Source organism: Sabulibacter ruber (assembly GCF_017355955.1).
Lineage (GTDB): Bacteria > Bacteroidota > Bacteroidia > Cytophagales > Hymenobacteraceae > Nibribacter > Nibribacter ruber_A.
Genome location: NZ_JAFFID010000005.1, coordinates 58,341 through 84,239, shown reverse-complemented (window position 1 = coordinate 84,239; position 25,899 = coordinate 58,341). Strand labels below are relative to the sequence as shown.

22 protein-coding genes are annotated in these 25,899 nt (G+C 52.0%); 11 read left to right on the top strand and 11 right to left on the bottom strand.

The features are described 5' to 3' along the window. Nucleotides 1–10 precede the first annotated feature (10 nt). Both JT719_RS20395 and JT719_RS20390 read right to left on the bottom strand, forming a co-directional pair. Nucleotides 11–847 (bottom strand): GNAT family N-acetyltransferase, encoded by an 837-nt coding sequence (locus tag JT719_RS20395; RefSeq protein ID WP_207435605.1) that lies wholly within the window; start codon nucleotides 845–847, stop codon nucleotides 11–13. Between the two features lie 130 nt (nucleotides 848–977). Further along, entirely contained in the window at nucleotides 978–1,469 is a 492-nt protein-coding gene (locus JT719_RS20390) for a sugar 3,4-ketoisomerase (protein ID WP_207435604.1), read from the bottom strand. Between the two features lie 84 nt (nucleotides 1,470–1,553). Between JT719_RS20390 and JT719_RS20385 the strand changes: the two genes are divergently transcribed. Together JT719_RS20385 and corA are read left to right on the top strand one after the other, a co-directional pair. Beyond that, the gene (locus JT719_RS20385; protein ID WP_207435603.1) at nucleotides 1,554–2,141 is read left to right on the top strand and encodes an IMPACT family protein; all 588 of its coding nucleotides are present in this window, start codon (nucleotides 1,554–1,556) and stop codon (nucleotides 2,139–2,141) included. Nucleotides 2,142–2,279: 138 nt separating this feature from the next. Next, nucleotides 2,280–3,404: a magnesium/cobalt transporter CorA gene (corA, locus tag JT719_RS20380; RefSeq protein ID WP_207435602.1), complete on the top strand. Its 1,125-nt coding sequence runs from the start codon at nucleotides 2,280–2,282 to the stop codon at nucleotides 3,402–3,404. Between the two features lie 237 nt (nucleotides 3,405–3,641). Here corA and JT719_RS20375 read toward each other — a convergent pair whose 3' ends face one another. The 6 genes from JT719_RS20375 to JT719_RS20350 form a co-directional block, all read right to left on the bottom strand. Continuing rightward, a complete protein-coding gene (locus JT719_RS20375) occupies nucleotides 3,642–5,093 on the bottom strand; it encodes a TolC family protein (RefSeq protein ID WP_207435601.1) in 1,452 nt (483 codons plus the stop codon). After that, nucleotides 5,090–6,466 carry an HlyD family secretion protein gene (locus JT719_RS20370; RefSeq protein WP_207435600.1) on the bottom strand — a complete coding sequence of 459 codons (1,377 nt, stop codon included), beginning with the start codon at nucleotides 6,464–6,466 and terminating at the stop codon, nucleotides 5,090–5,092. Before JT719_RS20370 ends, JT719_RS20375 begins: the two co-directional genes overlap by 4 nt. Continuing rightward, entirely contained in the window at nucleotides 6,463–8,187 is a 1,725-nt protein-coding gene (locus JT719_RS20365; protein ID WP_207435599.1) for a peptidase domain-containing ABC transporter, read from the bottom strand. The genes JT719_RS20370 and JT719_RS20365 overlap by 4 nt, the downstream gene beginning before the upstream one ends. Before the next feature lie 10 nt (nucleotides 8,188–8,197). Continuing rightward, nucleotides 8,198–8,902 carry a TetR/AcrR family transcriptional regulator gene (locus tag JT719_RS20360; RefSeq protein ID WP_207435598.1) on the bottom strand — a complete coding sequence of 235 codons (705 nt, stop codon included), beginning with the start codon at nucleotides 8,900–8,902 and terminating at the stop codon, nucleotides 8,198–8,200. A 243-nt stretch (nucleotides 8,903–9,145) separates the two neighbouring features. After that, nucleotides 9,146–9,754 (bottom strand): YceI family protein, encoded by a 609-nt coding sequence (locus tag JT719_RS20355; protein ID WP_207435597.1) that lies wholly within the window; start codon nucleotides 9,752–9,754, stop codon nucleotides 9,146–9,148. Nucleotides 9,755–10,003: 249 nt separating this feature from the next. Beyond that, complete coding sequence (locus tag JT719_RS20350) at nucleotides 10,004–12,706, bottom strand: hypothetical protein (protein WP_207435596.1); 2,703 nt, start codon at nucleotides 12,704–12,706, stop codon at nucleotides 10,004–10,006. A gap of 228 nt (nucleotides 12,707–12,934) precedes the next feature. On the opposite strand from JT719_RS20350, the gene dtd reads away from it, so the two are divergent. The 3 genes from dtd to JT719_RS20335 all read left to right on the top strand — a co-directional run bounded on the left by dtd (nucleotide 12,935) and on the right by JT719_RS20335 (nucleotide 15,038). Further along, on the top strand, nucleotides 12,935–13,387 hold the full coding sequence (gene dtd / locus JT719_RS20345; RefSeq protein ID WP_207435595.1) for a D-aminoacyl-tRNA deacylase: 453 nt from the start codon (nucleotides 12,935–12,937) through the stop codon (nucleotides 13,385–13,387). A gap of 146 nt (nucleotides 13,388–13,533) precedes the next feature. Next, a complete protein-coding gene (locus JT719_RS20340; RefSeq protein ID WP_207435594.1) occupies nucleotides 13,534–13,860 on the top strand; it encodes a nucleotide pyrophosphohydrolase in 327 nt (108 codons plus the stop codon). Nucleotides 13,861–14,192: 332 nt separating this feature from the next. Beyond that, a complete protein-coding gene (locus tag JT719_RS20335; RefSeq protein WP_207435593.1) occupies nucleotides 14,193–15,038 on the top strand; it encodes a DUF2490 domain-containing protein in 846 nt (281 codons plus the stop codon). A 109-nt stretch (nucleotides 15,039–15,147) separates the two neighbouring features. On the opposite strand, the gene JT719_RS20330 is transcribed toward JT719_RS20335, so the two are convergent. Together JT719_RS20330 and gcvT are read right to left on the bottom strand one after the other, a co-directional pair. Next, a complete protein-coding gene (locus JT719_RS20330) occupies nucleotides 15,148–15,861 on the bottom strand; it encodes a 2-phosphosulfolactate phosphatase (RefSeq protein ID WP_207435592.1) in 714 nt (237 codons plus the stop codon). A gap of 163 nt (nucleotides 15,862–16,024) precedes the next feature. Continuing rightward, on the bottom strand, nucleotides 16,025–17,119 hold the full coding sequence (gene gcvT, locus JT719_RS20325; RefSeq protein WP_207435591.1) for a glycine cleavage system aminomethyltransferase GcvT: 1,095 nt from the start codon (nucleotides 17,117–17,119) through the stop codon (nucleotides 16,025–16,027). Nucleotides 17,120–17,553: 434 nt separating this feature from the next. On the opposite strand from gcvT, the gene JT719_RS20320 reads away from it, so the two are divergent. From JT719_RS20320 to JT719_RS20310, 3 genes are all read left to right on the top strand, one after another. Continuing rightward, nucleotides 17,554–18,168, top strand: coding sequence for a TetR/AcrR family transcriptional regulator (locus tag JT719_RS20320; RefSeq protein ID WP_207435590.1), 615 nt, complete (start codon nucleotides 17,554–17,556; stop codon nucleotides 18,166–18,168). A 110-nt stretch (nucleotides 18,169–18,278) separates the two neighbouring features. Continuing rightward, a complete protein-coding gene (locus JT719_RS20315) occupies nucleotides 18,279–19,772 on the top strand; it encodes a sensor histidine kinase (protein ID WP_207435589.1) in 1,494 nt (497 codons plus the stop codon). A gap of 43 nt (nucleotides 19,773–19,815) precedes the next feature. Beyond that, complete coding sequence (locus JT719_RS20310; RefSeq protein WP_207435588.1) at nucleotides 19,816–20,259, top strand: response regulator; 444 nt, start codon at nucleotides 19,816–19,818, stop codon at nucleotides 20,257–20,259. 211 nt (nucleotides 20,260–20,470) lie between these two features. Here JT719_RS20310 and JT719_RS20305 read toward each other — a convergent pair whose 3' ends face one another. Beyond that, nucleotides 20,471–21,082: a ribonuclease HII gene (locus JT719_RS20305; protein ID WP_207435587.1), complete on the bottom strand. Its 612-nt coding sequence runs from the start codon at nucleotides 21,080–21,082 to the stop codon at nucleotides 20,471–20,473. 197 nt (nucleotides 21,083–21,279) lie between these two features. Here JT719_RS20305 and JT719_RS20300 point away from each other — a divergent pair, with 197 nt between their 5' ends. The 3 genes from JT719_RS20300 (at nucleotide 21,280) to acs (ending at nucleotide 25,891) form a co-directional block, all read left to right on the top strand. Then, nucleotides 21,280–21,588 carry a DUF485 domain-containing protein gene (locus JT719_RS20300; RefSeq protein ID WP_207435586.1) on the top strand — a complete coding sequence of 103 codons (309 nt, stop codon included), beginning with the start codon at nucleotides 21,280–21,282 and terminating at the stop codon, nucleotides 21,586–21,588. A 35-nt stretch (nucleotides 21,589–21,623) separates the two neighbouring features. Further along, nucleotides 21,624–23,195 carry a sodium:solute symporter family transporter gene (locus JT719_RS20295; protein ID WP_207435585.1) on the top strand — a complete coding sequence of 524 codons (1,572 nt, stop codon included), beginning with the start codon at nucleotides 21,624–21,626 and terminating at the stop codon, nucleotides 23,193–23,195. A gap of 797 nt (nucleotides 23,196–23,992) precedes the next feature. Further along, nucleotides 23,993–25,891, top strand: a complete 1,899-nt coding sequence (acs, locus tag JT719_RS20290; RefSeq protein ID WP_207435584.1) for an acetate--CoA ligase — start codon at nucleotides 23,993–23,995, stop codon at nucleotides 25,889–25,891. Nucleotides 25,892–25,899: the final 8 nt, after the last annotated feature.

The following is a 25,899-nucleotide window of genomic DNA, read 5'->3' as shown; positions in this document are numbered from 1 at the left end:
TACTTCTATTTTAGTTGAATGAAAGTAAGTATTGGTCCTGCAGCATAGCCCTAGCTCCTAAGCTTTCTTTGAAATAATATAGACTTTCATTGATATAGTCTCCATCTTGGGATGTACCAAAACTAAAATATTGCTTCTTACCTCTGTACTTTTTAAATAGAGTATCAAGTAGAAAGGGAAGGGCTCTCAATCTCTTGCCTTCTGAACCCATTCCCATGTATTGGGCGTGAACAACCTGATCTGAAACATAAAGGATGGTTCCTCCCAATAGTGTATCCTCATTATAAACTCCATACAACAAAATATTACTTGGGAACAGGTTGGCAAGCTTGATAATCTCCTCAGTAGTATGCACTGGGCTTAGTCCATATCTTTCCTCAAGCAGATTTTTCATAATGTTCATGAAGCTTTCCCAATCATCGCTATGCCGAACAATCAGGCCCAGTTTATGTGCTTTCCGGATTGACCAACGAACTCCCCTGTAGTATTCAATCTTAGGAGCAGCCAGGTTAATTACACTCACCAAATCTCTTTCTACTAGCGTTGCCCTTAGTCTTGTTAATACCGCAACATCCTCGCAAGCTGGAATCTGATGATAACAAACAGGTATTACTTTATAATGAACTTTGAAAATTCTTTTACTCTGAAGGTAACTCAGCAAAGTTCTGAACACTTCTTGCATCAATGAAAATGTCATTGCCTCATCGCATATAATTCCTCCAAAGGTGAGTCCTTTATGAGTAGCAAGCATGTCATCTTCCAAATGAGCGGGCAGTACGGCTACCAATTTCTGTTTGTGATAAAACAAAATAGATTCATCCTTGAAACGATGAGAGTGATATTCCATATACCGCCTCAGAAACATGAAATGGCCATTCTTCGCTGAGCTCACGAATCTATCCCAGTCATGTTCCAAAATTGCACTGTATCTTATAACTTCCATTCTACCTTATATTCATAGATTATCTTACATCAAGTTATTCCTGATAACTACCTGATGTTAAAGCTCTGAACTCGGCGTAGTCTCTAATATAATCGGCTTCCTCAAAAACGGTGGAGGTTATGCAGCACAGAATAGCTCCGGGAGAGGGATGGACTGTGATCCAGCAAAACGGCGGAATGTAAAGCCCCTGATTTGCGGCACCTAACTCAAAGCATTGCTTTTCTTGGGCAGTCTCGGTTACCACCTTTACGGTTCCTTGCAGAACTACTAGTACTTCCTCAGTGGTGCGGTGCGCATGTCCGCCTCGTTCATCTCCCTGGCTTGAGGCAAAGACCCAGAAAATGCGCTTGGCCGGGAAAGGAAGCCCTTTCTCATCTTGGGTGGAGATTAATGTGCCAGAGGCATCAGACAATCTTAGAAATGGTAAGAGGTAAGGCTCAGTGTAATTCATTACCGCGAAGTTACGCAAAGCCCCGGAAATGGATACCGTCTTCCCGAGCCAGACCGATAATGAACCGAGCCGCATAAGTTATTTCAGGCCTGTTTTCTGGGAAAGAGGCTTGAAACGGCCGTTACACCCATTGTAAAACCTTTCGTACTTTTGCAGCCCATGGAGGATACCTACCGCACCATCGCCGCGCCCGTAGAGGGACTGTACAAGGAGAAAGGCAGCAAGTTCATCGCCAAGGCCTATCCGGTGCGCTCTGAAGAAGAGATAAAGGAAATCCTGGTCGGGTTACGGAAAGAGTATTATGATGCGCGACACCATTGCTATGCGTATTTGCTAGGTGCGGCCCGGGCCATTTACCGAGCCAATGACGACGGGGAGCCCAACCACTCGGCCGGCGATCCTATTCTGGGGCAGATCAAATCAATGGGCTTGAGCAACGTGCTGGTAGTGGTGATCAGGTACTTCGGCGGCATTAAGCTGGGCGTGGGCGGCCTCATTCATGCGTACAAAACCGCCACCGCCGATGCCCTGGACCAAGCCCAGATTATTGAACGCCACGAAACCACGCTGCTGACGGTTCAGTTCTCCTACGAACAGATGAATGACATCATGAAAGTGGTCAAAGACCTGGACTTACCCGTGCGCCAGCAGGACTTCGGGCTGGACTGCCGGCTCACCGTGGAAGTGCGCACCAGTCTGGCTCCGCAGGCCGCTGCCTTGCTTCAGAAAAACGGAACTATCCTGTAGCCGTAATAAGGTTGCCCCGTCTGTTTTTGGCCTTTTTCAGAGAAAACAGGTCTAAAACAGGCGAACCATCAGGCTACCTTTCAGAGGTAATTGCAACAACTTACGTACCTTTCAGATTAGTTAGTTTTTCAAAGCTCCATGCAGACCATACCAGCTTCCAAACAGCCCACCAAGAGCATTTTAGAAAGAACCGTTGGCCAAAAACCCGGGTCGCTTAACATATCGCCGGAGGCGCTGGTGCCCCGCCTTTTCCTGGTTTCCTTTGATGAAGAGTGGTATGAGGCCCGGGAATTCTCAGACTATGATGAACTCATGGAAGCGTACCGCGAAGCTCCCGAGGCCCGGCACTGGATTGATGTGCGGGGTTATGGCAACCGTGAATTGCTGGAGCGCATGATGGTAGATTTCCAGATCCACCCCTTGCAGATGGAAGACGTGGTGAATGACTACCAGCGGCCTAAGATAGAGGAAGAACGCAACCGCATGTTCATCGTCTCCCGCATGATCACGTTCACCCCCGACAAAAAGATTGACGACGACCAGCTCTCGCTTTTCACCGGCGAAAACTACGTGCTTACCTTCCAGAGCGATTATGAAGATTGCCTGGATATTCTGCGGGAGCGGATCAAAGGCGGCAAGGGCGCCATCCGCCGGAAACCGGTCATGTACCTGGCCTACGCCATCCTGGATGTGGTCCTGGACAACTATTTCCCTGCCATGGCCCAAATGGGCGAGTACGCCGAGGATCTGGAAGATTGCCTTTTCAGGAACCCGAACAAAGAGCTGCTCAGCCAGATTTTGGACCTAAAGCGCGAAGTGGTAAAAATCCGGCGCATTGTCTGGCCTGAGCGCGATAAAATCAACGAGATCCTGCGCATGGATGACCAGATGGTGCCGCATGAACTCAAACTGTATTTCAAGGACATCTATGACCACTGCGTGCAGCTGATGGACCTGGTAGACAACTACCGCGAGACCACCAGCAGCCTCACCGATCTTTACCTCTCCAACGTGAGCAACCGCATGAACGAGGTCATGAAGGTACTCACCATGATCTCCACTATTTTCATTCCCTTGAGCTTTATTGTGGGGGTGTACGGCATGAACTTCTCCCGGGAAGACCCTGAGGGCGGCATCAACCCATTGAACATGCCGGAACTCTACCAACCTTATGGGTATGTCACTCTGTTAGGCTTCATGGCTTTGGTGGTGATTGGCATGGTGTACTACTTCTACCGAAAAGGCTGGCTCACGAAAGACTAATTTTCTAAAAACAACTTTTTAGATGACGGACTGATTCTCTTTGGGCGACAAACCTTTGCTTCTGCGGGATTCACTAAGCAGAGATAGCTTCTGTTCTGCAAGAAGAGAACAGGCAGAAGCCGTTTTTAAGCTGTTTTCGGTAAAAGAGCCTTAAATTGTTATTAGGCTCGGTTGCAGGCGTAGTACTTCCCTGACGTCTGCAAGACTGCTCTCAAAACCTACCTCGTTTGAGAGCCCCTACCTAGAACTGGCTGACTGGTTCAGGGTGCTGCTCAGGTTGCCGGCGGTCCACTGCAGGTAGTATTTGGCTTTGCCGTACTTCGCTTTCAGTTCGTAGAGTTTGATTTGCTGGCTAATCAGGTTCGATTCGCGGGTGTTGATCAGGAAGAGAGAGCTTTCGCCGTTTTCAAAGCGTTGCTGCTCGCCGTTCCGCATGAGGGTGCTGTTGGCAATGATCTGCTCCTGCAAGCTGATCTGGTCTTCCAGCATCTGCCGTTCATTGTAGGCCGCCTGTACCAGGTTCAGGTTCTCACGGGTGGTTTGCTGTAGTTCCAGGTGGGTGGCATTCAGTTTCAGGCGCGTTACCTGCAGCTTTCCCCGCTCCTGCCTCAAAAAGATCGGCACACTGAAACTGGCTCCCACCTTGAAATTATTGGAGGCATAACCTCCCTCCAGCCACTGGCCGCTTAAAGAATTTCCTGGCCCTATGAGGTTATATTCCAGGTTGAGCTTAGGCAGAAGCTTGTTTTGGGTGAACCTGCGTTCCACTTCCAGTTGCCTGGTTTTGATCTCCAGTTTCTGAACCTCGGGGTGCTGCTCCCGGGCCGTTGCCAATAATTCAGACAGGGCATCAGAAGCCAGAGGCTCGGTTTCGGAGCCCCGCAAAGAAGGCCTGACATTCTCTGGTATCTCCAGGGGCGTAGCGTTTTCGCCCCACAGGAAATTGGAGACCACTAGGGCCGCGTTCTGGTATTCTGTTCTGGCCTGCTGCAACAAAGCCAGTCGGTTCTGAACCTCAATCTGGGCCTCCACTGAATCTATAGCAGCCAGATCGCCCTGAATTACCCGCTCCTTCACCGCCTGCAACCGTACCTGGGCCAGTTGAAAGCCTTGCTCCAGCAGTTGCCAACGCTCATAAGTAGCGGCCCAGTCCCAGTAGGCTTTGGCGGCTTCCAAAAGTAATTTGTTGATCATTTTCACCCGATCGGCCTCGGCGAGGTCCTGCGCCTGCCTGGCCTGCAGAAGCATGGCCCGCCGCTCATCAATCAACAGGCCTTGCCCCAGCGGTACCGAAACCCCAAAATAGCTCAGCCCCGAGGGAGGTGTGATGTTCTCTCCGTTGACATTGACGCCGCTGTTGCGCTCATACCCGGCTTTCAGTTCCCCTACCCAAAGCGGAACCTTGAGCACGTTGTCCCAGAGGGTGAAGTAGTTCTTGCCGCTCAGTTCCTTGTTATAGTACTTAGACGCCAAAACCGGGTCAAAAACGCCACGGGCCATGCGGACTTCCTGCCGGGTCTGCTCGGTTAGCTGCTGCGCCTGACGGGCCACGGGATGGTGCACCACCAGCTGCTCCATGAGATCTCGGATGGTGAATACGGCCGTGCTGTCAGCCTCTTGGGCTGCGGCCTGGGAAAATACCGCCGGGCACCCCATCAGAAAAACGAGAAGGACGAGTTTCGCTTTCATTTCTTGTCTTCTGCCTTTGGTGTTGTCTCTTTATTGCTGCCCTTTTGCGCTCCGTCCACGGCTCCCACAAAATCTGGCGGGAAAGCATTCAACTGGCGCCACAACTCATACCAGATGGGCACATCATTGAGCATGGCCCACCCGTAAGCCCCGGACCCAATCCGGATAGCCTCTGGCCAGGGAGTCTCCGCGTTCTCGGGCACCACCAGCACCCGGTATTTGCCCTGGCTGTCAATGTTATCGATGACGGCCACTTTTCCGCCAAACGTCCCGAATCCGACGTTGGGCCAGCCCGAGAAAACCAAGGCCGGCCATCCCTCAAACTGGAGCCGCACCGGTCGGCCCACGTCCAACAGCGGAATATCCATGGGGTGCACGTAGAGCTGCACAGCCAGCTGCGGATTGGCGGGCATGATGCTGCACACCGCCTCCCCTTCTTTGATGGTCTCCCCTAACCCAGATTTAAGCGCCCGCACTACGTACCCGTCCTGCGGGGCCGTGATCTGGTAAAAGGAGTTCCGTATCTGGGTGTTGGCGTACTCATTCTTCACCTTAGAGATCTCACCTTTGGTGTCATTGACGTAGGCCAGGGTGGCGTTCAGGTCAGACTGGGCTTTGGAGATTTTGTCCTGGTACTCGGCCTGCAATGAGGCTAGTTCCAGGCGGGCGTTCTGTTGGTCGTTGCGGCTGATGCTTAGTTTGTTCTGGGTGCTCTGCAGCTTGGCCCGGACTTCCTGGAATTTCAGCCTACGAGTTTCCAGCTCGGTCAGGGATTTCAGGCCTTGGGCATACAGTTTCTCCTGCCGGCCGAACTGCGCCTGAGCCACCTCATACTCGGCTTTGATAGCCACCAGATCAGCACTGTCGCTCTGGACTTTCAGATACGCCTGGCGGGCCTTGTTCCGGGCTTTTTGCAAACTGAACTGAAGCCCTTCCTGTAAGGCGGCAATCTGCTGGGTGAGCGCCTCGGCTTTGGCCTGGGTGGCCTGCAGGCTTCCTTCCTTAGCCTGCAATTGCTCCTGCATGCGCGGCAACAGCTGGGGATCAAAATACTTCTCCTTTATCTCCGAGAGCAGCACCAGGGTATCGCCTTTTTTGACTTTCTGCCCTTCCTGCACCCGCCACTGCTCAATACGACCAGCAATGGTACTATGCACCGTTTGCGGCCGGTCCTGGGGCTGCAACGTGGTGACGCTGCCCGCCGAGCGGATATTCTGGGTCCAAGGTAGCCAGGAGGCCAGAAACAGGAGACTGAACAGCCCCACGCACCAATACGCCACGCTTTTGCCCAGCCGCGGCTTGCCTACCAGCCGAAAAGATTCATACTGCTCCAACTCCTGGGTAAACGGATACTTTTTCGCTTGCCTTATCATGACATCAAACTGGTTAACTCCTCGGCATTGGTAAATTCACCCACTTCATCGCGTTCTACCCGGCCATTCCGCAGTAAAACAGCCCGCTTACACAGGCGCATGATGGCGGAGTCATTGGAGATCAAAAGCACGGTCCAGGTGGTCTCTTGCCCAAGCAGCCGCTTACCTATCCGCTCCCGCAGATGTTTATTGACATTGGGCAGGAAAGAATCCAGCAAGAGCAGGTTGGGCCGGCGGGCAATGCTGCGGGCCAGGGCCAGGCGCTGGGCCACTCCTGCCGGAATATTGGGTGCATGGCTGCGGATGGGCGTATAAAGGCCTTGGGGCTGCGCGTGAATATAGTCGGTTAACTCCACGGTCTCCAGCGCCCAGAGCACATCTTCCAGTTTCACGTCTGGCTGCCCCATGGAGATGTTCTCCAGAATGGTTCCTTCAAACAAGAGGCTGGGAAAGAGAAAATAGCCCGTTTGGTTCTGGATGGCCTCCGGGGTATAGTCCCGCAGCGATAAGCCGTTGCAGACCACGGTGCCTTCATAATCGGTTAAGATGCCCGCAATCACCTGCAGCAAGGTAGATCTCCCGGCCTCTTCAGAACCCATCAGACAAACTTTCTCGCCGGCATTCACGGAGAAGGAAACGCCCCGCAGGGCAGGTTTGGGAGAGCCCGCGTACTGGAAGGTCAGCTCCTCCACCTTCAAGGAGACCCCGGGTTTGCCAGAAGGCGTTTCTTGGGCCAGGCCTTTCTCCTCTTCCATGGGCAGATCAGTGACGGCGCCCAGTTTTTCCAGGCTGGTGAGTACGTCATACACCACGTCCAGCTTCACCAGCAACTTCTCAACCGCGTTAATGACCAGAATGATGATGATTTCCGAGGCCACAAACTGCCCCAGGTTGATTTCCTGGTTTATAAGCAACAGGCTCCCCATGAGCAGTAAACCCGCCGTGATGATGGTCTTGAACCCCACAAAACTGATGTACTGGGTGATCAACACTTTAAAGTGGGCATCCCGCGCCTTTAAGTAGCCGCTGGTGTAGTAGTCCGTCTTCTCCAGGGAGAGTTTCTCGTGGGAGGCAGACTTGAACACGGAGATATTGTGGGCCATCTCCTCCAGCCAATGCACCAGCCGGTATTTGTATTTAGACTCCTCCAGGCTGGTGCGCATGCCTTGCGGACTAGTGAGGCGCAGCACCAAGACTAAAAGGGAAACCAGCACCAAACCGAAGAAAATGAAATAAGAATGGTAAAAGGAAAGCAGGATGAGCCCAAACAGAATCTGGATGGCGGCCGCCGAGAAATCAGTCAGCATTTTGGCCAGGCCTTTCTGCAGGGAGACCACGTCAAAGAACCGGTTCATGAGCTCGGGCAGGTTCTGGGTTGCCAGCTGGCTTCCTTTGATCTTGGTGAGGTGGGTGGCAAACTGGAAAGCCTTGGTCGCGAAAATGCGCTGCTGGATGTGCTCTACCAGGGAAAGTTGCATGACTTGCAGGCCTCCTACTACCAACACCCCCACCACAATGAAAATAATCAGGACCGAAACCGAAGTAACCAACTGCCCCCCGGAAACAAACCCAATCAGACTCTGAATGCCCAGCGGCAAAGACAGGTTGACCAATCCTGAGAAAACGGCATAGAGGTAAATGAAGCCGATCACTTTTTTCTCTGAGGCCAGCAACTCCAGGAAACGGCTCAGGGGACTTCTTTTTGCAGGTATTTCGCTCATCTTTCTCTTTTTAATCATTTGCCCGTGTATTTACAACTGCAGTACCAATAGCTGAGAAAGCCAGGTGGTTCAAATAGCTGGTGAGGCTGTTTAAACCGGCTTGCTCCAGTTTCACCTCGGTGAGGGAAGGCAGATGTTGGGCGAAAAACAGGTGCTTGCGGGTGGCTTCAAAAAGGGTGCTCACCAGGGCATGCGGATACGGGTACTCAGGATTTATTTCCAGCACCACCAACGCCATTTTGTGGCAAAGACTCTTGTAATCGCGGAACAAGCCCGCCCGGTTATCATTGTCCACCTCTTTGGTCAGGTAGGCTTTGGAGGCCTCCACCACCACAATGCGGGCCAGCGCTTCCACGTCAAAGAAGGTGGTCAACGGCTCTTTCATGGGATCGGCCGCCAGAATCTTGATGAACACCTGCAGTCGCTCCGCGGCATCGGTCACGTTGTGGGTATGGTAGCTGATGCGGTAATCCAGCCAGTTCCAGTACCAGGACACCAGGTAGAGCAACAGCTTGTGCTTGTTCTCAAAGTACCGGTACACCGATGCCTCCGTGGACGTGATCTGCTGGGCCAGTTTCTTGAAAGTGAATTGTTCAAAGCCCAGTTCATCAATTAGCCTGATGCTTTCTTTTACAATGGCTTTGCCCAACTCCGTTTGTTCGGGGTCCCGCAGGAACAGCTTCTCGTTTAGCTTAATGGTAATGGTGGCGCTCATGGCTATATCAGTGAATTCCCCACAAATATACAAACACTATTTACAATAATAGCATTACTATCATCAACAAAACCATTACTATTTTGTTTTGACTTTCATCTGGAAAAATCAGTTTAGCGGGGAAATGACCAAAATAGCCCGAAAACGGAGAAAGCCGATTGCTGAAGGGCTGAAACAAAAAAATGCCCCGTGGGGAGCTTTCGCTCTTGCCACGGGGCAATCAATCATGAAAAACGGGTAAGCTTATTTTTGGGCTACGGCATCTTTTTGCGCCACAAGATCAACTTTCAGCTCAAATTCGTTGCTGATGGCTTTGTCGCCTAAGTTGTCAAAGAAGCTACCTGAACCGTATTTGATGTCATATTTGGTTCTGTCTACGGTGATGTTTGCTTTGGCTTTGATCTGGTTGCCGGCAAAAGAAACAGTAGCAGGGAACTGCACCTGGTTTTTAATACCTTTGATAGTCAGATCACCAGTGAACTGGTACTGGCCTTTTCCTTTAGGAGTCACTTTGGTGATCACCAGCGTAGACTTAGGATATTTGGCAGTACTGAAGAAATCATCAGACTTCAGGTGACCTACCAGGTTGCCGTTCATTTTGGCATCGGTGATGTCAGTACAAGTGATGGAGTTCATGTCAATGGTGAACGTACCACCATAGATGTTTTTTCCGTCGCTGTTCAGGGTACCTTCGGCCACGTTGATGGCGCCAGAGTGCTCACCAGTTACTTTGGTGCCTCTCCAGTTCACTTTAGACTGGTTGGTTACTACTTTGTAATTAACGCCTTTACCAGCGAAGGCAAATGTTACTAACGCTACCAGCGCCAATAATACTGTGTTTCTCAGTTTCATTTCTTTTGACTTAGTATTTAAGTTGATGCAAATGTATAAACAACTAATGTATATACATACATTTTTATCGAAAAAATTTTTATCTCCTTTCTCCTGCCGGGAAATCTGCTTCTAACAAGACTTTTTAACCCCGGAAACCTGACCATCAGGCAGATGCCTCCTACTGCTCTGTTTCCAGCCAGATTTCTCTAAAACAGCCCGGAAACAGAACTTGAACGGATAGGCTTCAACCCACCTAATGCGGTTGGGTTACCGGCCTTGCACAATGGTTTTCTGCAGAAGCTTGTTATAAGAGGAGAAAACGGTGAACTGGTTCTGTACCTCGTTGTAGCGCACGCTCACCGGATAGCTGGTATTGATAGGGTCCTGGCCCAAGGGCTGAGCCTGCACATCGTACAGGTACGCTTTGCGCGTTCCGGTTTCCCAGATCACGTACAGTTTGCGGTCTCCCCCGAAATGGAAATACTGCACCTCCTTGGCCGAAGACGTCACAAAGCGCCGGTCCAGCAGCAGTTTCCCATCCTGCGCGAAGAGCGCTACCCTACCCGGATCTGAGCGGGCAATGATGTAAGACGTTCCGTTAGCCTCGGGCACCAGTTTAAAGGTGCTGCGTCGGTCTGGGCGTAATAACTGCTGGCGCTGCAGAATCTCTCCGGTCAAATCAAACGTGATCACTTCCCCGCTCAAGGTAACAGTAGTGAAGAGCGAACGGCGGAAGGAAATGCCCAACTTAGGAAACAACCCGGACCGCAGGCTCGCATTCAGGTTGATCGGGAAGCCCGGATAAGGTTCTCCCTGCTCGCCAAAGGCGTAAACCAGGCCATTCTCCAGTACCACCAGCAACACATTGCGGCCGTTCACCTTTACATGCTGCGGGGCAGCGGCCAAGCGACCGTCCAGGCGCATAGGGCTCCAACCTGACTGCAGGTTGCCTTGCATGTCCAGAATGAAAAGGTTGCCCAGGTTATCATCGGCGGCCAGGCGGTAGTTGCCGTTCTTATCATAGTCAAACACCGTGAGGCGCTGCAACCGGATTGTATCACCTAAGATAAAAGGGAAGTTTTCCTGCTCGTTTCCGTTCTTATCAATGCAGTGGATGCTGGTAGTAGTGGCAAAAAAGTATTTCTGCCGTTTGTCTGCCCCATACGGTAATTGCAGCACCGGCCCCATAATGCGCGCCTCCAGGGAATCGGTCCAGTTGCGGCGGCCCTGCTCCGCGCCTATGCCGTACAGCACATTGGCCGAGTCCTGCACCACCACTTCCTCGCTGTTATCTACGGGGAACTTGGTGAAAAACGGGGCTGACACCAACCGGCTAGTGAAATTGAAGGCACTCTCCTGCCGGATGCCCTGGTTAGCCAGCACTTTCTTCACCGCCGATTCGGTCTGGTGCCTTATCAGGTAGCTGGTATAATACCGGTTCTCTGCCGCGCTGAACTGAACGCTGAAGTAGTTGAATTTCTTGATAACCGAGCTGTTCCTCACCAAACTCACCTGCTGCTGCGGGCTCATGGCGCGCAAAAGCAAATTCCAGGCATGGCTGGTGTTGATGAACAGCCCTACATTGTCTTCCTGCTGTGACTGGGTCAGCAAAGGCTCCATGGCCTCTGATTTGCTCCACACTTTGCCCTCATCCACATCGGTGAGCAGGGTACGCATGGTGGCCACGTCATCGGTGAACAGAATGTAATTCCCCAGGGTGGTATAATACGTTTGCTCAAAGCCCTTGAACAGATTCCCGAACAGTTGCTGCGGCAATTCTTTGGTGGTAAGCAGCCTGATGACCTTGTTTCCGTGTTTTTCCTCGGTTCCGGCGGTACGGCCCGGTTGCAGTCGGTTGAGCAGTTGCTGGGTAAACGCCGGGTTAGACGCCTGGGCGAACAGGATTTTCTCCGGGCTGGTCTTGGTATCATAGGCTTCCAGGTAGCAAAGCCCCAACTCGCCGGCAAAGGACCCCGACAAAGAATCCAAGAAAGTACCCTGAGGTTGGCCAGGTTCTTTACGCAAAGACCCCATCTGGTTTAAGCCCATGTGCAGCACCACAGCCGCCCGCAACGGCAATACCTCGCGCATGGCAAAGGACCTAGCCTGGTGCCCCTTCACCCGGCTGAACAGAGAGCCCTCCACCGTTTCTGGGTGCGAGAAACCGTTCATGAACAACCGGTTGTTGTCTAGCTTCAACTCCAGCATGCTGTTGCGGCAGAGGCTGCTGAGCAGGTTTACATCGTCCATCAGGTCCTTTTTCAGGAAAACACCCAATAAATCGGGCAGGTGCTGGTAGTTGATGAAGACGTTGGCGTACACGTCTGGCTGTGTGAGGTAATTGGTGTTCTTGTAATCTTTGGCCGGCGACTCCAGCTGCCCCCGGTTGATCTTTCTGATGATCTCCTCCACCAGCACCGGACTGGGGCTGATGACCAGGTTATTATGGTAACTGAAGTACGATAGATTGTTGTTATTGCTGACGTGGGTGATGTCTGTGATCTGGAAGCCCTGGTAATCCCTGATCTCCTGCCGGTACTCGCCGCTTTTGCTCAGGTTCTCCACCAGCGTACGGATGTAACGGTGCTGCGCCACGGTACTCACCGGCACGTAATAAATTACCTCGTACTCAGAGCGGCCCAACACGTGCATAGACACCAGCACGTTCTTCTTGGTCAGGAAATTACGGAGCTGATTACGCCCGGTGGAAAGGCTATCCAGCAGTTTTATCTGGTCATCCAGCCGCAGCACATAGGGCATCTGCGACACCGTTGTCCACAGATCGGTTTGCTTCAGGTGGTCAATGAACCGAGGTGCATTGTTGGTTTCTACCACGAAAACGGCATTATCGGGTACCAGCGTCCAGAGGCTCACCTTTTCGCGTGCCTCCGTCCATTTTGAGAACCCATAGAATCCCAGCGCCAACAGCACTACCACACCACACAGCCAGTAAATCGTTTTTTTCGGCATCCTTGAAGGGTTAGGAACACAAAAATAATGGAAAAACCTCCGCTTCAGCTTTCTGCCCCTAAAAATGAAGAATACCGCTCCAACCCGCTTGCCTGCCGGTTTTCTTTTTAACTTGCCCCTTTTATGAATGAGTGAAGGAGTGATTGAGGGAAGAAGTGAATGTTTTTTCACCTCTTTTTCTTAAACTATGTGAAACCAACCAATCGTCCTTCCTCTTAAAAACTGATTATGCGCGTAGTGATTCAACGGGTGTCTGAGGCATCTGTCACCATTGAAGGAAACATAAACGGCCAGATTAGCCAGGGCCTGCTGGTACTTGCCGGCTTCACCAATTCAGATACCCAAGAGGACCTAACCTGGACCGCCAAAAAGATTGCCCAGCTCCGGATTTTCTCTGACGATGAGGACAAAATGAACCTGAGTGTGCAGGACGTAAATGGCGGCATCTTGCTCATCAGCCAGTTCACGCTGTACGCCCTAACCAAGAAAGGCAACCGCCCCTCCTACATCAACGCCGCCCCACCCACCGTAGCCATCCCGCTGTACGAGCAGTTTCACCAGCTATTGGAAAAAGAACTGGGCAAACCCATCCCCACCGGCATTTTCGGTGCCGACATGAAAGTGGCTCTGGTCAACGACGGTCCTGTGACCATCACAATGGATTCGCAGAACCGGGAGTAATTTGATTGCTGATTGTTCATTGCTGATTGTTTTTAGAACTCTATTTCAACTGTTTTTAGAAAATAGCCTCAAAACAACCTTCATCAACACCTCAGCACATTCCCTAATTAGCACATTAGCACATTTTCAAATTAGTACAAAAAAAAATGACCTTAGAAGAAGCACAACAAGCCGTAGATACCTGGATCAAAGACGTGGGCGTGCGGTATTTCTCCGAACTGACCAACCTGGCCATTCTCACTGAGGAAGTGGGCGAAGTGGCCCGCATCATTGCACGGCGCTACGGCGATCAGTCGTTCAAGAAAAGCGACGAGGACGTGGACCTGGGCGCGGAGATGGCCGATGTTTTGTTCGTGCTCATCGCGCTGGCGAACCAAACCGGCGTAAACCTCACCGAGGCCTTCGCCAAAGGCATGGAGAAACGCACCTCCCGCGACAAAGACCGGCACCAGAACAACCCCAAACTGCGGTAGTTATTAATGGTCCTCGCTCGCGTCCCGCGAGTGTGAGCTTTTACGCGGCGTCCCGCCGCTGTGCTAAAACTGCTGTGTACATCTTCAACGCGGCCAGAGGCCGCAAGAAAACTCACACTCGCGGGACGCGAGCGAGGGTAAGTGTTTACTTAAAGCAAAGTATTCGTTTCAAGGCTGCTTTTCCTGAAACCAGCCTTGAAACGGGTTCTTGTGAAGAGGGCAAACCCACGTCTTAAAGCTTATTTATTTCTTCCCAATTTCTTCCAGTATTAGGCTGTCTCTTTGACCTGACTTTGCAAGGTCCTTGAGATAACCTTTAACTGAAAGAAACTATGCGTAAAACCTCCACTCCTTACAACACCTCCCCTACTCCCTATTACCGCGTCTCGGCACATTTAACCTTTCTCCGCCCGGGATTGGTAGCCATTCTATTTATTCTTCTCATTAGCTCAGCGCATGCCCAGATTTCTCCGCCGGGCGTAGGTTCCACCAAGGGCGTCAGTTGGGGAGCCATTGGATTGACGCAACATCTGGGAACACGGTGGGTGTCCAGCACTTATGTAGGAGTGGCCCGGGAAAGCGACCCTGACAATTGGGCTTTGTTCAAGAAGCAGGGATTGCTGGTGCTGAACGAGGAAATAAGTTATGGCGTAAACTCCCACTGGCAATTCTCAGTGGCGGGAAGTTTTCGGCGGCAGAATGAGTATTCATCGGAGCCGCCCTATGAACGGGAGGACCCGGCCCATAAGAAGGAAGTGCGCTTTTACAGCCGGCTACAGTACAAGCATCAGTTGAAGCGGGTGGCTATAACCTATACTTTCCGGCCCGAGTGGCGCAGTTTCTATCAGTCTTCAGAAACGCCCCTCGCAACGCCCAAGGAAATCAGGATCAGGCTGAAGGCGCAAGCCAGTATTCCCCTGAACCAGGCCCACAGCAATTTCCTGATCGGGGGAAACGAGGTATTGACCGTGACGGATAAAACCAAGGAGAACACTTGGTCTGCTTACCATTTCACCGAGGACCGGTTATCCCTTTATTTCCGGCATGTGTTCGCCCATTCGCCGCTGAGTGTGGATTTAGGTCTGATGGAACAGTTCAAGCCGCATGGGCACAAAACTTCTTACCTGGCCTTTGATGTGCAGTTGCAGGATCCCTTCGGAAAGCATTCGGCGCATTAGAAACCCGCACTTTCCTTTCAAATGAAAATGCCTTCTTTCTGTTTTCGGACCGATTTCTAAAAATCAGCCCGAAAACAGAAAGAAGGCACAAACGCGTGCTCCTTGGTGATTACGCGAGCTCAGCGGGCACCAGGAAATCGCCTTTCAGGATGGGCACCACGGTGTACACGTCTTCCTGCAGGCAGAACTCGGTGTCTTTTAGGATGTCCAGGCGCTTCATGCGCTGCACGTGCGAGGCATTGGCCAGGAAGCCCATCATATCGGGCTTGGCGGTGGTGTAGAGGTGCCAGGCGGCTTGGGTAGCATCGTGGTCAAACGTGAAATCACCTTGCAGGCGGTCGGCAAGGGCGCCTGCAAACAGGGTGTCTTCCAGGTTGAAGAGGCCTTTCCATCCGGCGCAGACTACTACCACGTCTTTCCCGGCTTTCCGCACGTAGTCGGCGATGGCGCCCACGTTGAGGAAAGCGCCGGCCAGGACTTCATCGGCGGAGCTGGACAGGCGCATGGCTTTGGTGCCGTTGGTGGTGGTGATGGCCAGGAAACGGCCGGTGCGGTCTTCCTCCAGGTAATGGAACGGGGAATTGCCCAGGTCAAACCCATCGGCTTTGAGGCCTTCGCGCTCGGCGGCCACCAGGTAGCCCTGGTCGCGGTAAGCGAGGCAAGCCTCCAGTTCGCTCACGGGCGTAATGTGGGCAACACCGTGCGACAGCGCAGTCACCATGCTGGAGGTGGCCCGCAGCACATCCACTACTACGGCAATCTTGCCGGTTAAATTATACAGGTGCAACAGCTCGGGGCTGAAACAAACATCTAAAGAAGGCATGGGAAAAGAGTTCTGAGTCTTGAGTTCTGAGTCCTGAGTCTTTAAAAAAGTTGGCGTTTAGGAGCTGTTTCTGGGAAAACAGCCGCTAAACGCCAATAGAGGGTTCTGCGTCTTGAGCCGGAAAAATCAATTGACTCAGGACTCATGACTCAAGACTCAGAACTTATACAGTTGGTTTGTAGAAAGGCAGTTTCACTACCTGAGCTTTGAGCTGTTTGTTACGCACCTTGATGAAGATCTCGCTGCCGGGAGCGGTGAACTCATTCTGCACGTAGCCCAAGCCCACACCTTTGCCCAACGACGGCGACATGGTGCCCGAGGTCACTTCGCCGATGGTGGCGCCCTCGGCGTTCACGATCTCGTAGTGGCTACGCGGAATGCCCTGCTCCATCATCTCAAACCCGATAAGCTTCCGGCTCACGCCCTGCTCTTTCTGGGTTTTGAGGTTCTGCGCGTTGGTGAAGTCTTTGTTGAATTTGGTGATCCAGCCCAGACCGGCTTCCAGGGGCGAGGTAGAATCGGTGATGTCGTTGCCGTAGAGGCAGTAGCCCATCTCCAGACGGAGGGTATCGCGGGCACCTAAGCCAATCGGCTTAATACCGTATTCGGCACCGGCTTCCATGATCTTCTGGAACACCTCTTTGGCGCTCTCGTTGGGTACGTAGATCTCAAATCCGCCGGCACCGGTGTAACCCGTAGCCGAGATAATCACGTCGGGCTGTCCGGCGAAGGTGCCTTTGTCAAAGGTGTAGTACACCATGTTTTTCAGGTCTACCGGAGTCAGGCTTTGCAGCGCGTCAACGGCTTTAGGGCCCTGAACGGCAAACAAAGACATCTCATCGGAGACATTCTTCAGCTCGGCGCCATTGGTGTTAAATTGGTTTATCCAGTTCCAGTCTTTCTCAATGTTGGAGGCGTTCACCACCAGCATGTATTCCTCGGGGGCCAGGCAGTACACCAACAGGTCATCCACAATGCCGCCCTCAGCGTTTGGAAGGCAGGAGTACTGGATTTTACCCGGGGTGAGCTTGGAGGCATCGTTGGTGGTTATGCGCTGGATCAGGTCCAGGGCCTGCGGACCGGAAACCAGGAACTCGCCCATGTGCGACACGTCAAAAATACCAACTGCTTTCCGTACGGTATGGTGCTCATCCAGGTCAGAGCTGTAACGGACAGGCATGTTGTAACCCGCGAAAGGCACCATTTTAGCACCCAAGGCTTCGTGCACATCATTCAGGGCAATTTTCTTCAATTCCATGTATAATTGATTTAGGAAACTCGGTAATAGAAAGGCAAAAGTATGAAATAAGGTTGGGTTTCTAAACCTTCGGCCTCTGTGCCGGGCCAGTTCCAAAACCGTTGGATTACAAGAGATTTCGCTGCTACAATCTCCATAGAAAAGTACAACGGCCGCGTTTCTCAGATCAACTCATTTCAAGTGTAAAATACCCTCCCAATGGTTGAAAATCCTCCTTTAGTAGCAAAACAGCTTCATAACCCTTTGATTTTCATCTTAATGTTACAGCATTTTCCCTTATAGTATAAAACGTAACAAGAGGTGCTCCCGTATGCTTTTCTAGTTAGTACGATTCCTGCATACCCTATCTGTCTGGTTGGTTTTCAATCTTCTTTTCTCAGTTGTAAGGCAAAGGAATTCTGTGGTAACGCACTGGTACGTTTAATGGTGGCGGCATGAGTTTCAGGGAAACGATACTAAACGAGGCGTTGATCCTCTTTGAGCAAAAGGGAATCCAGAACACCTCAACAGAAGCTTTGTTAGAAGCGCTGGATATCTCCAGGGGCACTTTGCATGAGATTGCGACTTCCAGGAAAGACCTGGTGCAGCGGTGCATTGCCCACTCTCTGCATGTACGCCAGGCTGTGGCCGAAAGTGTGGTAGAAGAGGCCGAAAACCCTATGGAAGCCTTGTTGCAGTTGCTTCAGTTCAGCGTGGAGGAGGTCTATTCTTTCAGCCCCGTGTTTGTGCAGGATCTGCGCGATTTCTACCCTAGGTCCTGGTCTCGGCTGGAATTGTTCATGCGGCAGCTAGCCCAGGACTATATGCTTCCGTTACTAACCCAGTGCATGAAGGAAGGATACCTGCAGCAAGACCTTAGGCCGGAGATTGTGGTACGGGTGCTTCTGAACCTGCTCCAGGGATTGCTTAACCCGCAACTGTTTCCCTCTTTGGCGTTTGAGTACCAGGAGTTGTTTAAAGGGGTGATTGTCTACTACCTGCGCGGTTGCGCCACAACTACTGGGCAGGCCTTGCTGGAAGAGTACTCTTATAAACCTATGGCGGTGTAAGTACCGTAAAAAATCTATTTTTGCGCAGCCGGCTTTTCCCAGACCAGGAAAGAACGGCTGTTTCTGTATACTACCCGAGTGACGGAAACGTCATTCCTAGCGCACACTACATGAATCTATCAACCAAGCTCTTCGCAGGCTTTGTTCTTATTTCACTCCTTTTTACCTCGGTAGCCATTGTCAATTACCAGTTGTCTGAAGACGTGATTGCCAACTCGGCGTTCGTGACAGAATCTCAGAATATTACGCGCACCTCGGCTTCTTTGCACCGGAACCTGATTGACATGGAAACCGGTATGCGTGGTTACCTGCTCACCGGCAACAAAACCTTTCTGGAGCCCTATTACACTGCCGCCCCGCTTCTGCCCGCCCAGTTTGATCTGCTCAAGAAGTACATGCAGGATGAACCCGAGCAGTTGCGCCGGGTGAAACAGATAGAAGACCTTCACAAGAAATGGCTCAATGAGTTCTCTGAGCTCCTGATTCAGGAAAAAACCAAGGAAGTAGAGAAAGGCCATACCATTACGGGCATCAACTCTCTGGAACACGGCTTTCTGGTCTTGAACGAAGAAGGCAAGCGCATCACAGACCAGATGCGCATTTACTTCAAAGACTTCAACAGCATAGAATACAAGGTGCGCGAGGAGCGTAACAAACGGCTGCAGAAAAGTATTGCCAACACCCGCCGCATCTCCACTACGCTAACGGTTATCTCAGTATTACTGGGCCTGGGTTGGGCGTACTACATCACCCGCCTTATCTCGCGCCGTATCCTGAAGATGGTGAACCTGGCCGATAAAATCTCCCACGGCGAATACAAAACCCAGATTGAGGACGATGCCAACGACGAACTCACCCGCCTCACCAACTCCCTGAACCGCATGGCCTCTACCATTGACAAGACCATTACGGCCCTGGAGAGCAAAAACAAAGAGCTGGACCAGTTTGCCTACGTTGTTTCCCATGACTTGAAAGCCCCGTTGCGTGGCATTGAGAATGCTTCGCGCTGGGTTGAGGAAGACATGGGCAAAGAACTGCCCGGCCACATTCAGGAGTACCTCATGATGATGCGCATACGGGTGCACCGCATGGAAAACCTCATTAACGGAATTCTGGCCCTGGCCCGCATTGGTCGTACCAGCCTGCCCCAGGAAATAGTAGACGTTCAGGCGATTTTGTATGAAGTCATAGACATGGTCAGCCCTCCCGCCGGGTTCCAGGTACACATTCCGGAACGGTTACCGGTGGTGCAGGCAGCTAAGGTAGAGTTGCAGCAGGTTTTCTCTAACCTCATCAGTAACGCTATCAAGTACCACCATAACACCCGGGGCCACGTGACCATTGGCTACCAGGAACTGGAAAATTTCCATGAATTCTCAGTGACCGATGACGGGCCCGGCATTGAAGAAGAGTACCATGACCGCATTTTTGTGCTATTCCAGACCTTGCAGGAGCGCGATGCCGTGGAGAGTACCGGGGTGGGCCTGGCCATTGTGAAAAAAATAATTGACAGCCACGGGGGCTCCATAAGAGTCTCATCTGCAGTAGGTAAAGGCTCTACCTTCACCTTTACCTGGCCAAAAGTAAAGTTGGCCAACGCCTGATTACCTTTTATATTTGAATTTACCTGTACCTAAAAAAGTAACTATGAGTGATTCGCAACCTAGTATTTTGTTAGTGGAAGACGATTACCTTGACGCCATGAGTGTGGAACGGGAGTTAAGAAAACTCAAGGTGATGGTGCCGCTACACAAAGCCAAAAACGGACGCGAGGCCCTAGCTATGTTACGGGGTGAGCCCGGCACCCCAAAGTTAGATCCGTTGCCCAGCATTATCCTGTTAGACATAAATATGCCCAGAATGAACGGTATTGAGTTGTTGACCGAAATCCGGCAAGACCCTCTGCTTTCTCACCTGAATGTATTTATCATGACCACCTCCAACGAGGACTCAGACAGATTTGCCGCCCAGAACCTGCGCGTGAACGGTTACATTGTAAAACCGCTCACCTTTGACACCTTCAACGATGGAGCCTCCAGCCTGGATAGCTTCAGCCTCTTCCTTGACCTGCTGAAACTGAAACCCCAGTAATATCTTTCTATTTTAAAGCCGAGAGGCGTTTCGGGGCTGATTCTGGGAAATCGGCTCTGAAACGCCTCTCGGCTTTTTATCTGGTTTCTTCAAACGAACCTTAAAACTGCTCCTTTTCTCGTGAGGCCAGCGGAACGTGGTGAAACAAGGCAATACGTGGGGAGACAGGGCAGTGCCTTGTCTCTACGGTAGTAATTTTCAGAAACTAGCCCTAAAACGGCTCCGCGAAAAGGCTGGGTTGGTCCTCGGCCAGAAGTTTGAAAGATACCCGGTGGTGCGGGGACACGCCGTGCTCCGAGATAGCGTTCCGGTGCGCCTTGGTGGGGTAGCCCGCGTTCTGGTGCCATTTGTAGTGCGGGAACTCCAGCCCCAGGGTGCTCATCAGGTCATCGCGGTGCGTTTTGGCCAGAATGGAAGCCGCCGCAATGCTGTAAAAACGGCCATCGCCTTTCACCATGCAGGCGTGCGGCACCTCTTTGTAGCGCTTAAACCGGTTGCCGTCTACCAGCAGGTACTCCGGGGTAATCGTTAACTGGTCCAAGGCGCGGTGCATGGCCAGAAAGGAAGCGTTCAGGATGTTGATCTCGTCAATCTCCTGCGGGCTCACCTCGGCCACGGCCCAGTGCAGGGCTTCCTTGCATACTTCTTCCCGCAATTGCTCCCGCTGTTTCGCGCTCAGCTGCTTGGAATCGGTGAGCAAGGGGTGGAAAAAATCCAGGGGCAATACCACCGCGGCGGCTACCACCGGTCCGGCCAGACATCCTCGGCCAGCCTCGTCCAGACCCACCTCCAACAGGTTTCCGCTATGATTTGCGATTAGCATGGTAAAACATTTTTATCAATTCTTTAAACAAACAGGCAAAGAAGGCAAATAATTCGGTTAAACTATATTACTGTTTAGAGATAACTCATTAAATTATGCGGTCTGTTTCCTGATTTTTTCTCCATCGGGAATCTAGATAACGCTTTCTATTTCTCTTACCTTTTTCCTTTTAACCCTAACATGTAACACTTAGCCTTATGAACCAACAGCCCCGTACCACTCATGAATTATTGGAGAGCCCTGATTTTAAGAAACTGGTAAAGCAGCGATGGTCGGTCTCGCTGGTCCTTACCTTCACCATGCTGGTGGTGTATTTCGGGTTTCTGCTGTTGGTGGCGTTTAACAAGGAAGTGCTGGCTACCAGGATTGGAGAATACACCACGTTGGCTATTCCGGTGGGGCTGGGCATCATTCTGTTTGCCTGGCTTTTGACCGGAGTTTACGTTTTTTGGGCCAATAACAAGTATGACACCTCGGTGGAAAACCTGAAAAACAAGATCCAATAGTCTCCCTTCTACCTCTAAAATTAGCCTCTACTTCCATGTTATTGTCTCTTCTCCTGCAAGCATCTGCGGGGGTGTCCACGCTGGGCACCGCCAACCCGGTTTCCATTGGCATGTTTTTCCTTTTTGTGGCCGTCACGCTCTACATCACGTACTGGGCCGCCAAGAAAACCAAGACCGGCTCTGAGTTTTACGCCGCCGGCCGCAGCATCTCGGGCTTCCAAAACGGGCTGGCCCTGGCCGGCGATTATATGAGCGCCGCCTCTTTCCTGGGCATTGCCGGCATGGTGGCCACCAAAGGCTACGACGGCCTGATTTATTCCATTGGCTTCCTGGTGGGCTGGCCTTTGATCATGTTCCTGATTGCCGAGCCGCTCCGTAACCTGGGTAAATACACCTTTGCCGATGTGGTGGCCTTCCGCCTGCGGCAGCGCCCCATCCGGATTGTTTCCTCAGTGGGCTCGCTTATGACCATCGCTTTCTACCTGATTGCCCAAATGGTGGGCGCGGGCGGCTTGATCAAAACGCTCTTCGGGCTGGATTATGAGATTGCGGTGCTGGTAGTAGGCTGCGTGATGACCCTGTACGTGCTGTTTGGCGGTATGATTGCCACTACCTGGGTGCAGATTATCAAGGCGGTGCTGCTGCTGAGCGGTGCCACGGTATTGGTGCTGCTTTCGCTTTCTAAATTTGATTTCAGACCCTCCTATTTGCTAGAAGCCGTGAGCACCAACTACGGCCAGGAGATGCTTGCCCCGGGTGGTTATATCAGTAATCCCTTTGATGCGCTTTCTTTAGGGCTGGCCCTGATGCTGGGAACTGCCGGACTGCCCCACATCCTCATGCGTTTCTACACGGTGCCAGATGCCAAAGCCGCCCGTAAATCGGTTTTCGTGGCTACTGGGTTTATCGGGTACTTCTATCTGCTCACGTTTCTGATCGGGTTCTCGGCGATGGCATTGGTGGGCAAACCGGCCATCGAAGGCATTGACAAAGGCGGCAACATGGCTGCGCTGCTCTTAGCGGAGCAAACCGGCGGCACTGCCTTCCTGGGCTTCATTGCCGCCGTGGCGTTCGCCACCATTCTGGCCGTGGTAGCCGGACTTACCTTATCGGGGGCCTCCAGTATTTCCCATGACTTGTATGTGCACGTGTTCAAAAACGGTGTGTCTGACGAGAAAGGCGAAATTAAAGTAGCCAAGCGCGCCACCATTGCGCTGGGTATCCTTTCCATTTTGCTGGGCTTGGTGTTCAAAGGCCAGAACGTGGCTTTCATGGTGGGTCTGGCTTTCTCCATTGCAGCCAGCGCCAACTTTCCGGCCCTGCTCATGTCCATCATCTGGAAGCGCTTCACCACGCAGGGTGCGGTTTGGAGCATTGCCACCGGTGCCGCTTTGTCCCTCATTTTGATTGTGTTGAGCCCCACCATTATGGTAGACATCATGGGCTACGAGGAAGCTATTTTCCCGCTCAAGAACCCGGCCATGGTCTCTATGTCAGGTGCGTTTCTGATGGGAATTCTGGTTTCTATCCTAAAACCAGAATCCACCGCCGCCGCCAAATTTGAGTCCGAAAAATTGAGAACGTATTTGGGCGTGGGTGCTGAATAGACCTCAATCTGTAGTTTAAAGGAAGCCGTTTCGGGGCTGTTTACAGAAAAGCAGCCCCGAAACGGCTTTTTCATTTGCATCCTGCTCTGCAGAGGTAAACATCCATCTGTCCTCCGAAATAAAAGACTCTGGGTTGATGGGCAAGAAATATTGAAAAGGAAGAGGTTGATTGGTGAGGAATCCAGTAGAAGAAGTCGTTCTGGAATACGTGCGGACACGAGCCGGAGGCTCGCGCCAGTGGATCAGCAAAACTGAAATTGAGGCTAGCGCCTCACGGCAGTTACAAACTGCCACCATAGTAGGTCCAAGTCACAGACTTGAACCATGAAGAAAGGCAATGCGTGCAGGAGACAAGGCAGTGCCTTGTCTCTACGGTTCCAACATCACAAGATTCCATCATTACTGCTTCTGCATCTTTCCCCAATTCCAGTCTTTCCGTTGAGCGCCTTAGCAGGTTCCGGTGCCGCAGGCATTGCGACCGCCAGGGAGCAAAGGAAGCTGGTACAGCGCGATGCGGGAAGACGGGGCCTCGCGGCCGTGAGCGCACGGAGGGTACCTATGAAACGAGCAGTTCATGAGCCACTGGATCAGCGGCCAAATCGCTAGCATCAGCAGAAAAAAACGTACGCATTAGTTAGAAGCTTCAAAGACATCGACTACATCATTTCTAACCAATTTTACCATATTTTCAAAAAATCACACCAAAAACACCTTTAACCCTCCACTTCTTGGTCTATTTCTTGGCTCCCTCAACAGAACTTCTATATTTAGGCCCATAAACCGAACTAACTGACAAAATGGATTACCGCATAAAATCTTTTGAGGAGTACCAAGACACCTACCGAAAAAGTGTGGAGCAGCCGGAGGAATTCTGGGCCAGCATCGCCGAGAATTTCACCTGGCGTCAGAAGTGGGACAAGGTATTGGATTGGAACTTCGAGGAACCCAACGTGAAATGGTTTGTCAATGGCAAGCTCAATATCACCGAAAACTGCCTGGACCGGCACCTAGCTACCCGGGGCAACAAACTGGCCCTGATCTGGGAGCCCAATGACCCCAAGGAGCGCTTCATCCGGTTCACGTACCGTGAGCTGCACGAGAAAGTGTGCCAGATGGCCAACATTCTCAAGCGCAACGGCGTGCAGAAAGGCGACCGTGTGTGCATTTACATGCCCATGATTCCGGAGTTGGCGTTCAGCGTGCTGGCTTGTGCCCGCATTGGCGCGGTGCATTCGGTGATCTTCGCGGGTTTCTCCCATACCGCCATGGCCGACCGCATCAACGATGCCCAGGCCAAAGTGGTACTCACCTCAGACGGTCTCAACCGCGGGCCTAAGCAGATTCCGGTGAAACGCGTGGTAGACGAAGCCATCGCCGATTGCCCCAGCGTGGAGAAAGTGATTGTGGTAGACCGCATTGGCTGGGCCGTGAACATGGTGGAAGGCCGCGATGTGTGGTACCATGAGGAACTGCAGCACGTTGATAAACACTGCCCCGCCGAGGAAATGGACGCGGAGGACTTGCTTTTCATCCTGTATACCTCGGGCTCAACCGGCAAACCCAAAGGCGTGGTGCACACCTGCGGCGGCTACATGGTTTACACAGACTACACCTTCCGGAACGTGTTCCAGTACAACGAGAGCGACATCTACTGGTGCACCGCCGATATTGGCTGGATCACTGGTCACTCCTATCTGCTGTACGGGCCGCTTCTTTCCGGGGCCACTACACTCATGTTTGAGGGGGTTCCCACTTTCCCGGATGCCGGCCGTTTCTGGCAGGTGATTGACAAATTTGGGGTGAACATTTTCTATACCGCCCCTACCGCTATCCGGTCTTTGATGGCGGCCGGGCTGGACCACGTACTCTCTTACAGTTTAGATTCCCTGAAAGTATTGGGTTCTGTGGGCGAGCCCATCAACGAGGAGGCCTGGCACTGGTACCACATCCACGTGGGGAAAGAACGTTGCCCGGTGGTAGACACCTGGTGGCAAACCGAGACCGGCGGCATTATGCTGACCTCGCTGGCCGGCGTTACCCCCATGAAGCCTAGCCACGCCGGATTCCCTATTCCGGGGGTGCAGCCTATTCTTTTGGACCAGAACGGTGAAGAGATCACCGAGAACGAGGTAGAAGGCTACCTCTGCATGAAGTTCCCGTGGCCGGGCATCATCCGGACTACCTACGGCGATCATGAGCGCTGCCGCCAAAGCTATTTCAGCACGTACCAAAACATGTATTTTACCGGCGATGGCGCTAAACGGGATGCCAATGGTTTGTGGCGCATCATTGGCCGGGTAGATGACGTGATCAACGTATCGGGGCACCGGTTTGGCACCGCCGAGATTGAGAACGCCATCAACCAGAACAGGCACATTGTAGAAAGTGCCGTGGTGGGCTACCCGCACGAGGTGAAAGGTCAGGGCATTTACGCCTTTGTGGTGTGCGGCGAAGAGGCGCCTGAAAACCAGGATAACCTACGGGCCGAGGTTATTGAGACGGTGGTAGACCAGATCGGAAAAATCGCGAAGCCAGACAAAATACAGGTGGTGAGTGGTTTGCCAAAGACCCGCTCGGGCAAGATCATGCGTCGCATCCTCCGGAAAGTGGCCGAGGGCGATGTTTCCAACCTGGGAGACACCAGCACCCTTCTGGATCCGCCGGTGGTAGATGAAATTATCCAAGGGGCCCTTTAAGGCCCCTT

What these genes read in the sequence shown, in the direction of transcription:
- JT719_RS20385 (WP_207435603.1), top strand. Translation starts at nt 1,554, where the DNA reads ATGGAGGATACCTACCGCACCATCGCCGCGCCCGTAGAGGGACTGTAC.
- JT719_RS20310 (WP_207435588.1), top strand. Translation starts at nt 19,816, where the DNA reads ATGAGTGATTCGCAACCTAGTATTTTGTTAGTGGAAGACGATTACCTT.
- corA (WP_207435602.1), top strand. Translation starts at nt 2,280, where the DNA reads ATGCAGACCATACCAGCTTCCAAACAGCCCACCAAGAGCATTTTAGAA.
- gcvT (WP_207435591.1), bottom strand. Translation starts at nt 17,119, where the DNA reads ATGGAATTGAAGAAAATTGCCCTGAATGATGTGCACGAAGCCTTGGGT.
- JT719_RS20305 (WP_207435587.1), bottom strand. Translation starts at nt 21,082, where the DNA reads ATGCTAATCGCAAATCATAGCGGAAACCTGTTGGAGGTGGGTCTGGAC.
- JT719_RS20355 (WP_207435597.1), bottom strand. Translation starts at nt 9,754, where the DNA reads ATGAAACTGAGAAACACAGTATTATTGGCGCTGGTAGCGTTAGTAACA.
- JT719_RS20390 (WP_207435604.1), bottom strand. Translation starts at nt 1,469, where the DNA reads ATGCGGCTCGGTTCATTATCGGTCTGGCTCGGGAAGACGGTATCCATT.
- acs (WP_207435584.1), top strand. Translation starts at nt 23,993, where the DNA reads ATGGATTACCGCATAAAATCTTTTGAGGAGTACCAAGACACCTACCGA.
- JT719_RS20360 (WP_207435598.1), bottom strand. Translation starts at nt 8,902, where the DNA reads ATGAGCGCCACCATTACCATTAAGCTAAACGAGAAGCTGTTCCTGCGG.
- JT719_RS20375 (WP_207435601.1), bottom strand. Translation starts at nt 5,093, where the DNA reads ATGAAAGCGAAACTCGTCCTTCTCGTTTTTCTGATGGGGTGCCCGGCG.
- JT719_RS20330 (WP_207435592.1), bottom strand. Translation starts at nt 15,861, where the DNA reads ATGCCTTCTTTAGATGTTTGTTTCAGCCCCGAGCTGTTGCACCTGTAT.
- JT719_RS20350 (WP_207435596.1), bottom strand. Translation starts at nt 12,706, where the DNA reads ATGCCGAAAAAAACGATTTACTGGCTGTGTGGTGTGGTAGTGCTGTTG.
- dtd (WP_207435595.1), top strand. Translation starts at nt 12,935, where the DNA reads ATGCGCGTAGTGATTCAACGGGTGTCTGAGGCATCTGTCACCATTGAA.
- JT719_RS20315 (WP_207435589.1), top strand. Translation starts at nt 18,279, where the DNA reads ATGAATCTATCAACCAAGCTCTTCGCAGGCTTTGTTCTTATTTCACTC.
- JT719_RS20370 (WP_207435600.1), bottom strand. Translation starts at nt 6,466, where the DNA reads ATGATAAGGCAAGCGAAAAAGTATCCGTTTACCCAGGAGTTGGAGCAG.
- JT719_RS20300 (WP_207435586.1), top strand. Translation starts at nt 21,280, where the DNA reads ATGAACCAACAGCCCCGTACCACTCATGAATTATTGGAGAGCCCTGAT.
- JT719_RS20340 (WP_207435594.1), top strand. Translation starts at nt 13,534, where the DNA reads ATGACCTTAGAAGAAGCACAACAAGCCGTAGATACCTGGATCAAAGAC.
- JT719_RS20320 (WP_207435590.1), top strand. Translation starts at nt 17,554, where the DNA reads ATGAGTTTCAGGGAAACGATACTAAACGAGGCGTTGATCCTCTTTGAG.
- JT719_RS20335 (WP_207435593.1), top strand. Translation starts at nt 14,193, where the DNA reads ATGCGTAAAACCTCCACTCCTTACAACACCTCCCCTACTCCCTATTAC.
- JT719_RS20395 (WP_207435605.1), bottom strand. Translation starts at nt 847, where the DNA reads ATGGAATATCACTCTCATCGTTTCAAGGATGAATCTATTTTGTTTTAT.
- JT719_RS20365 (WP_207435599.1), bottom strand. Translation starts at nt 8,187, where the DNA reads ATGAGCGAAATACCTGCAAAAAGAAGTCCCCTGAGCCGTTTCCTGGAG.
- JT719_RS20295 (WP_207435585.1), top strand. Translation starts at nt 21,624, where the DNA reads ATGTTATTGTCTCTTCTCCTGCAAGCATCTGCGGGGGTGTCCACGCTG.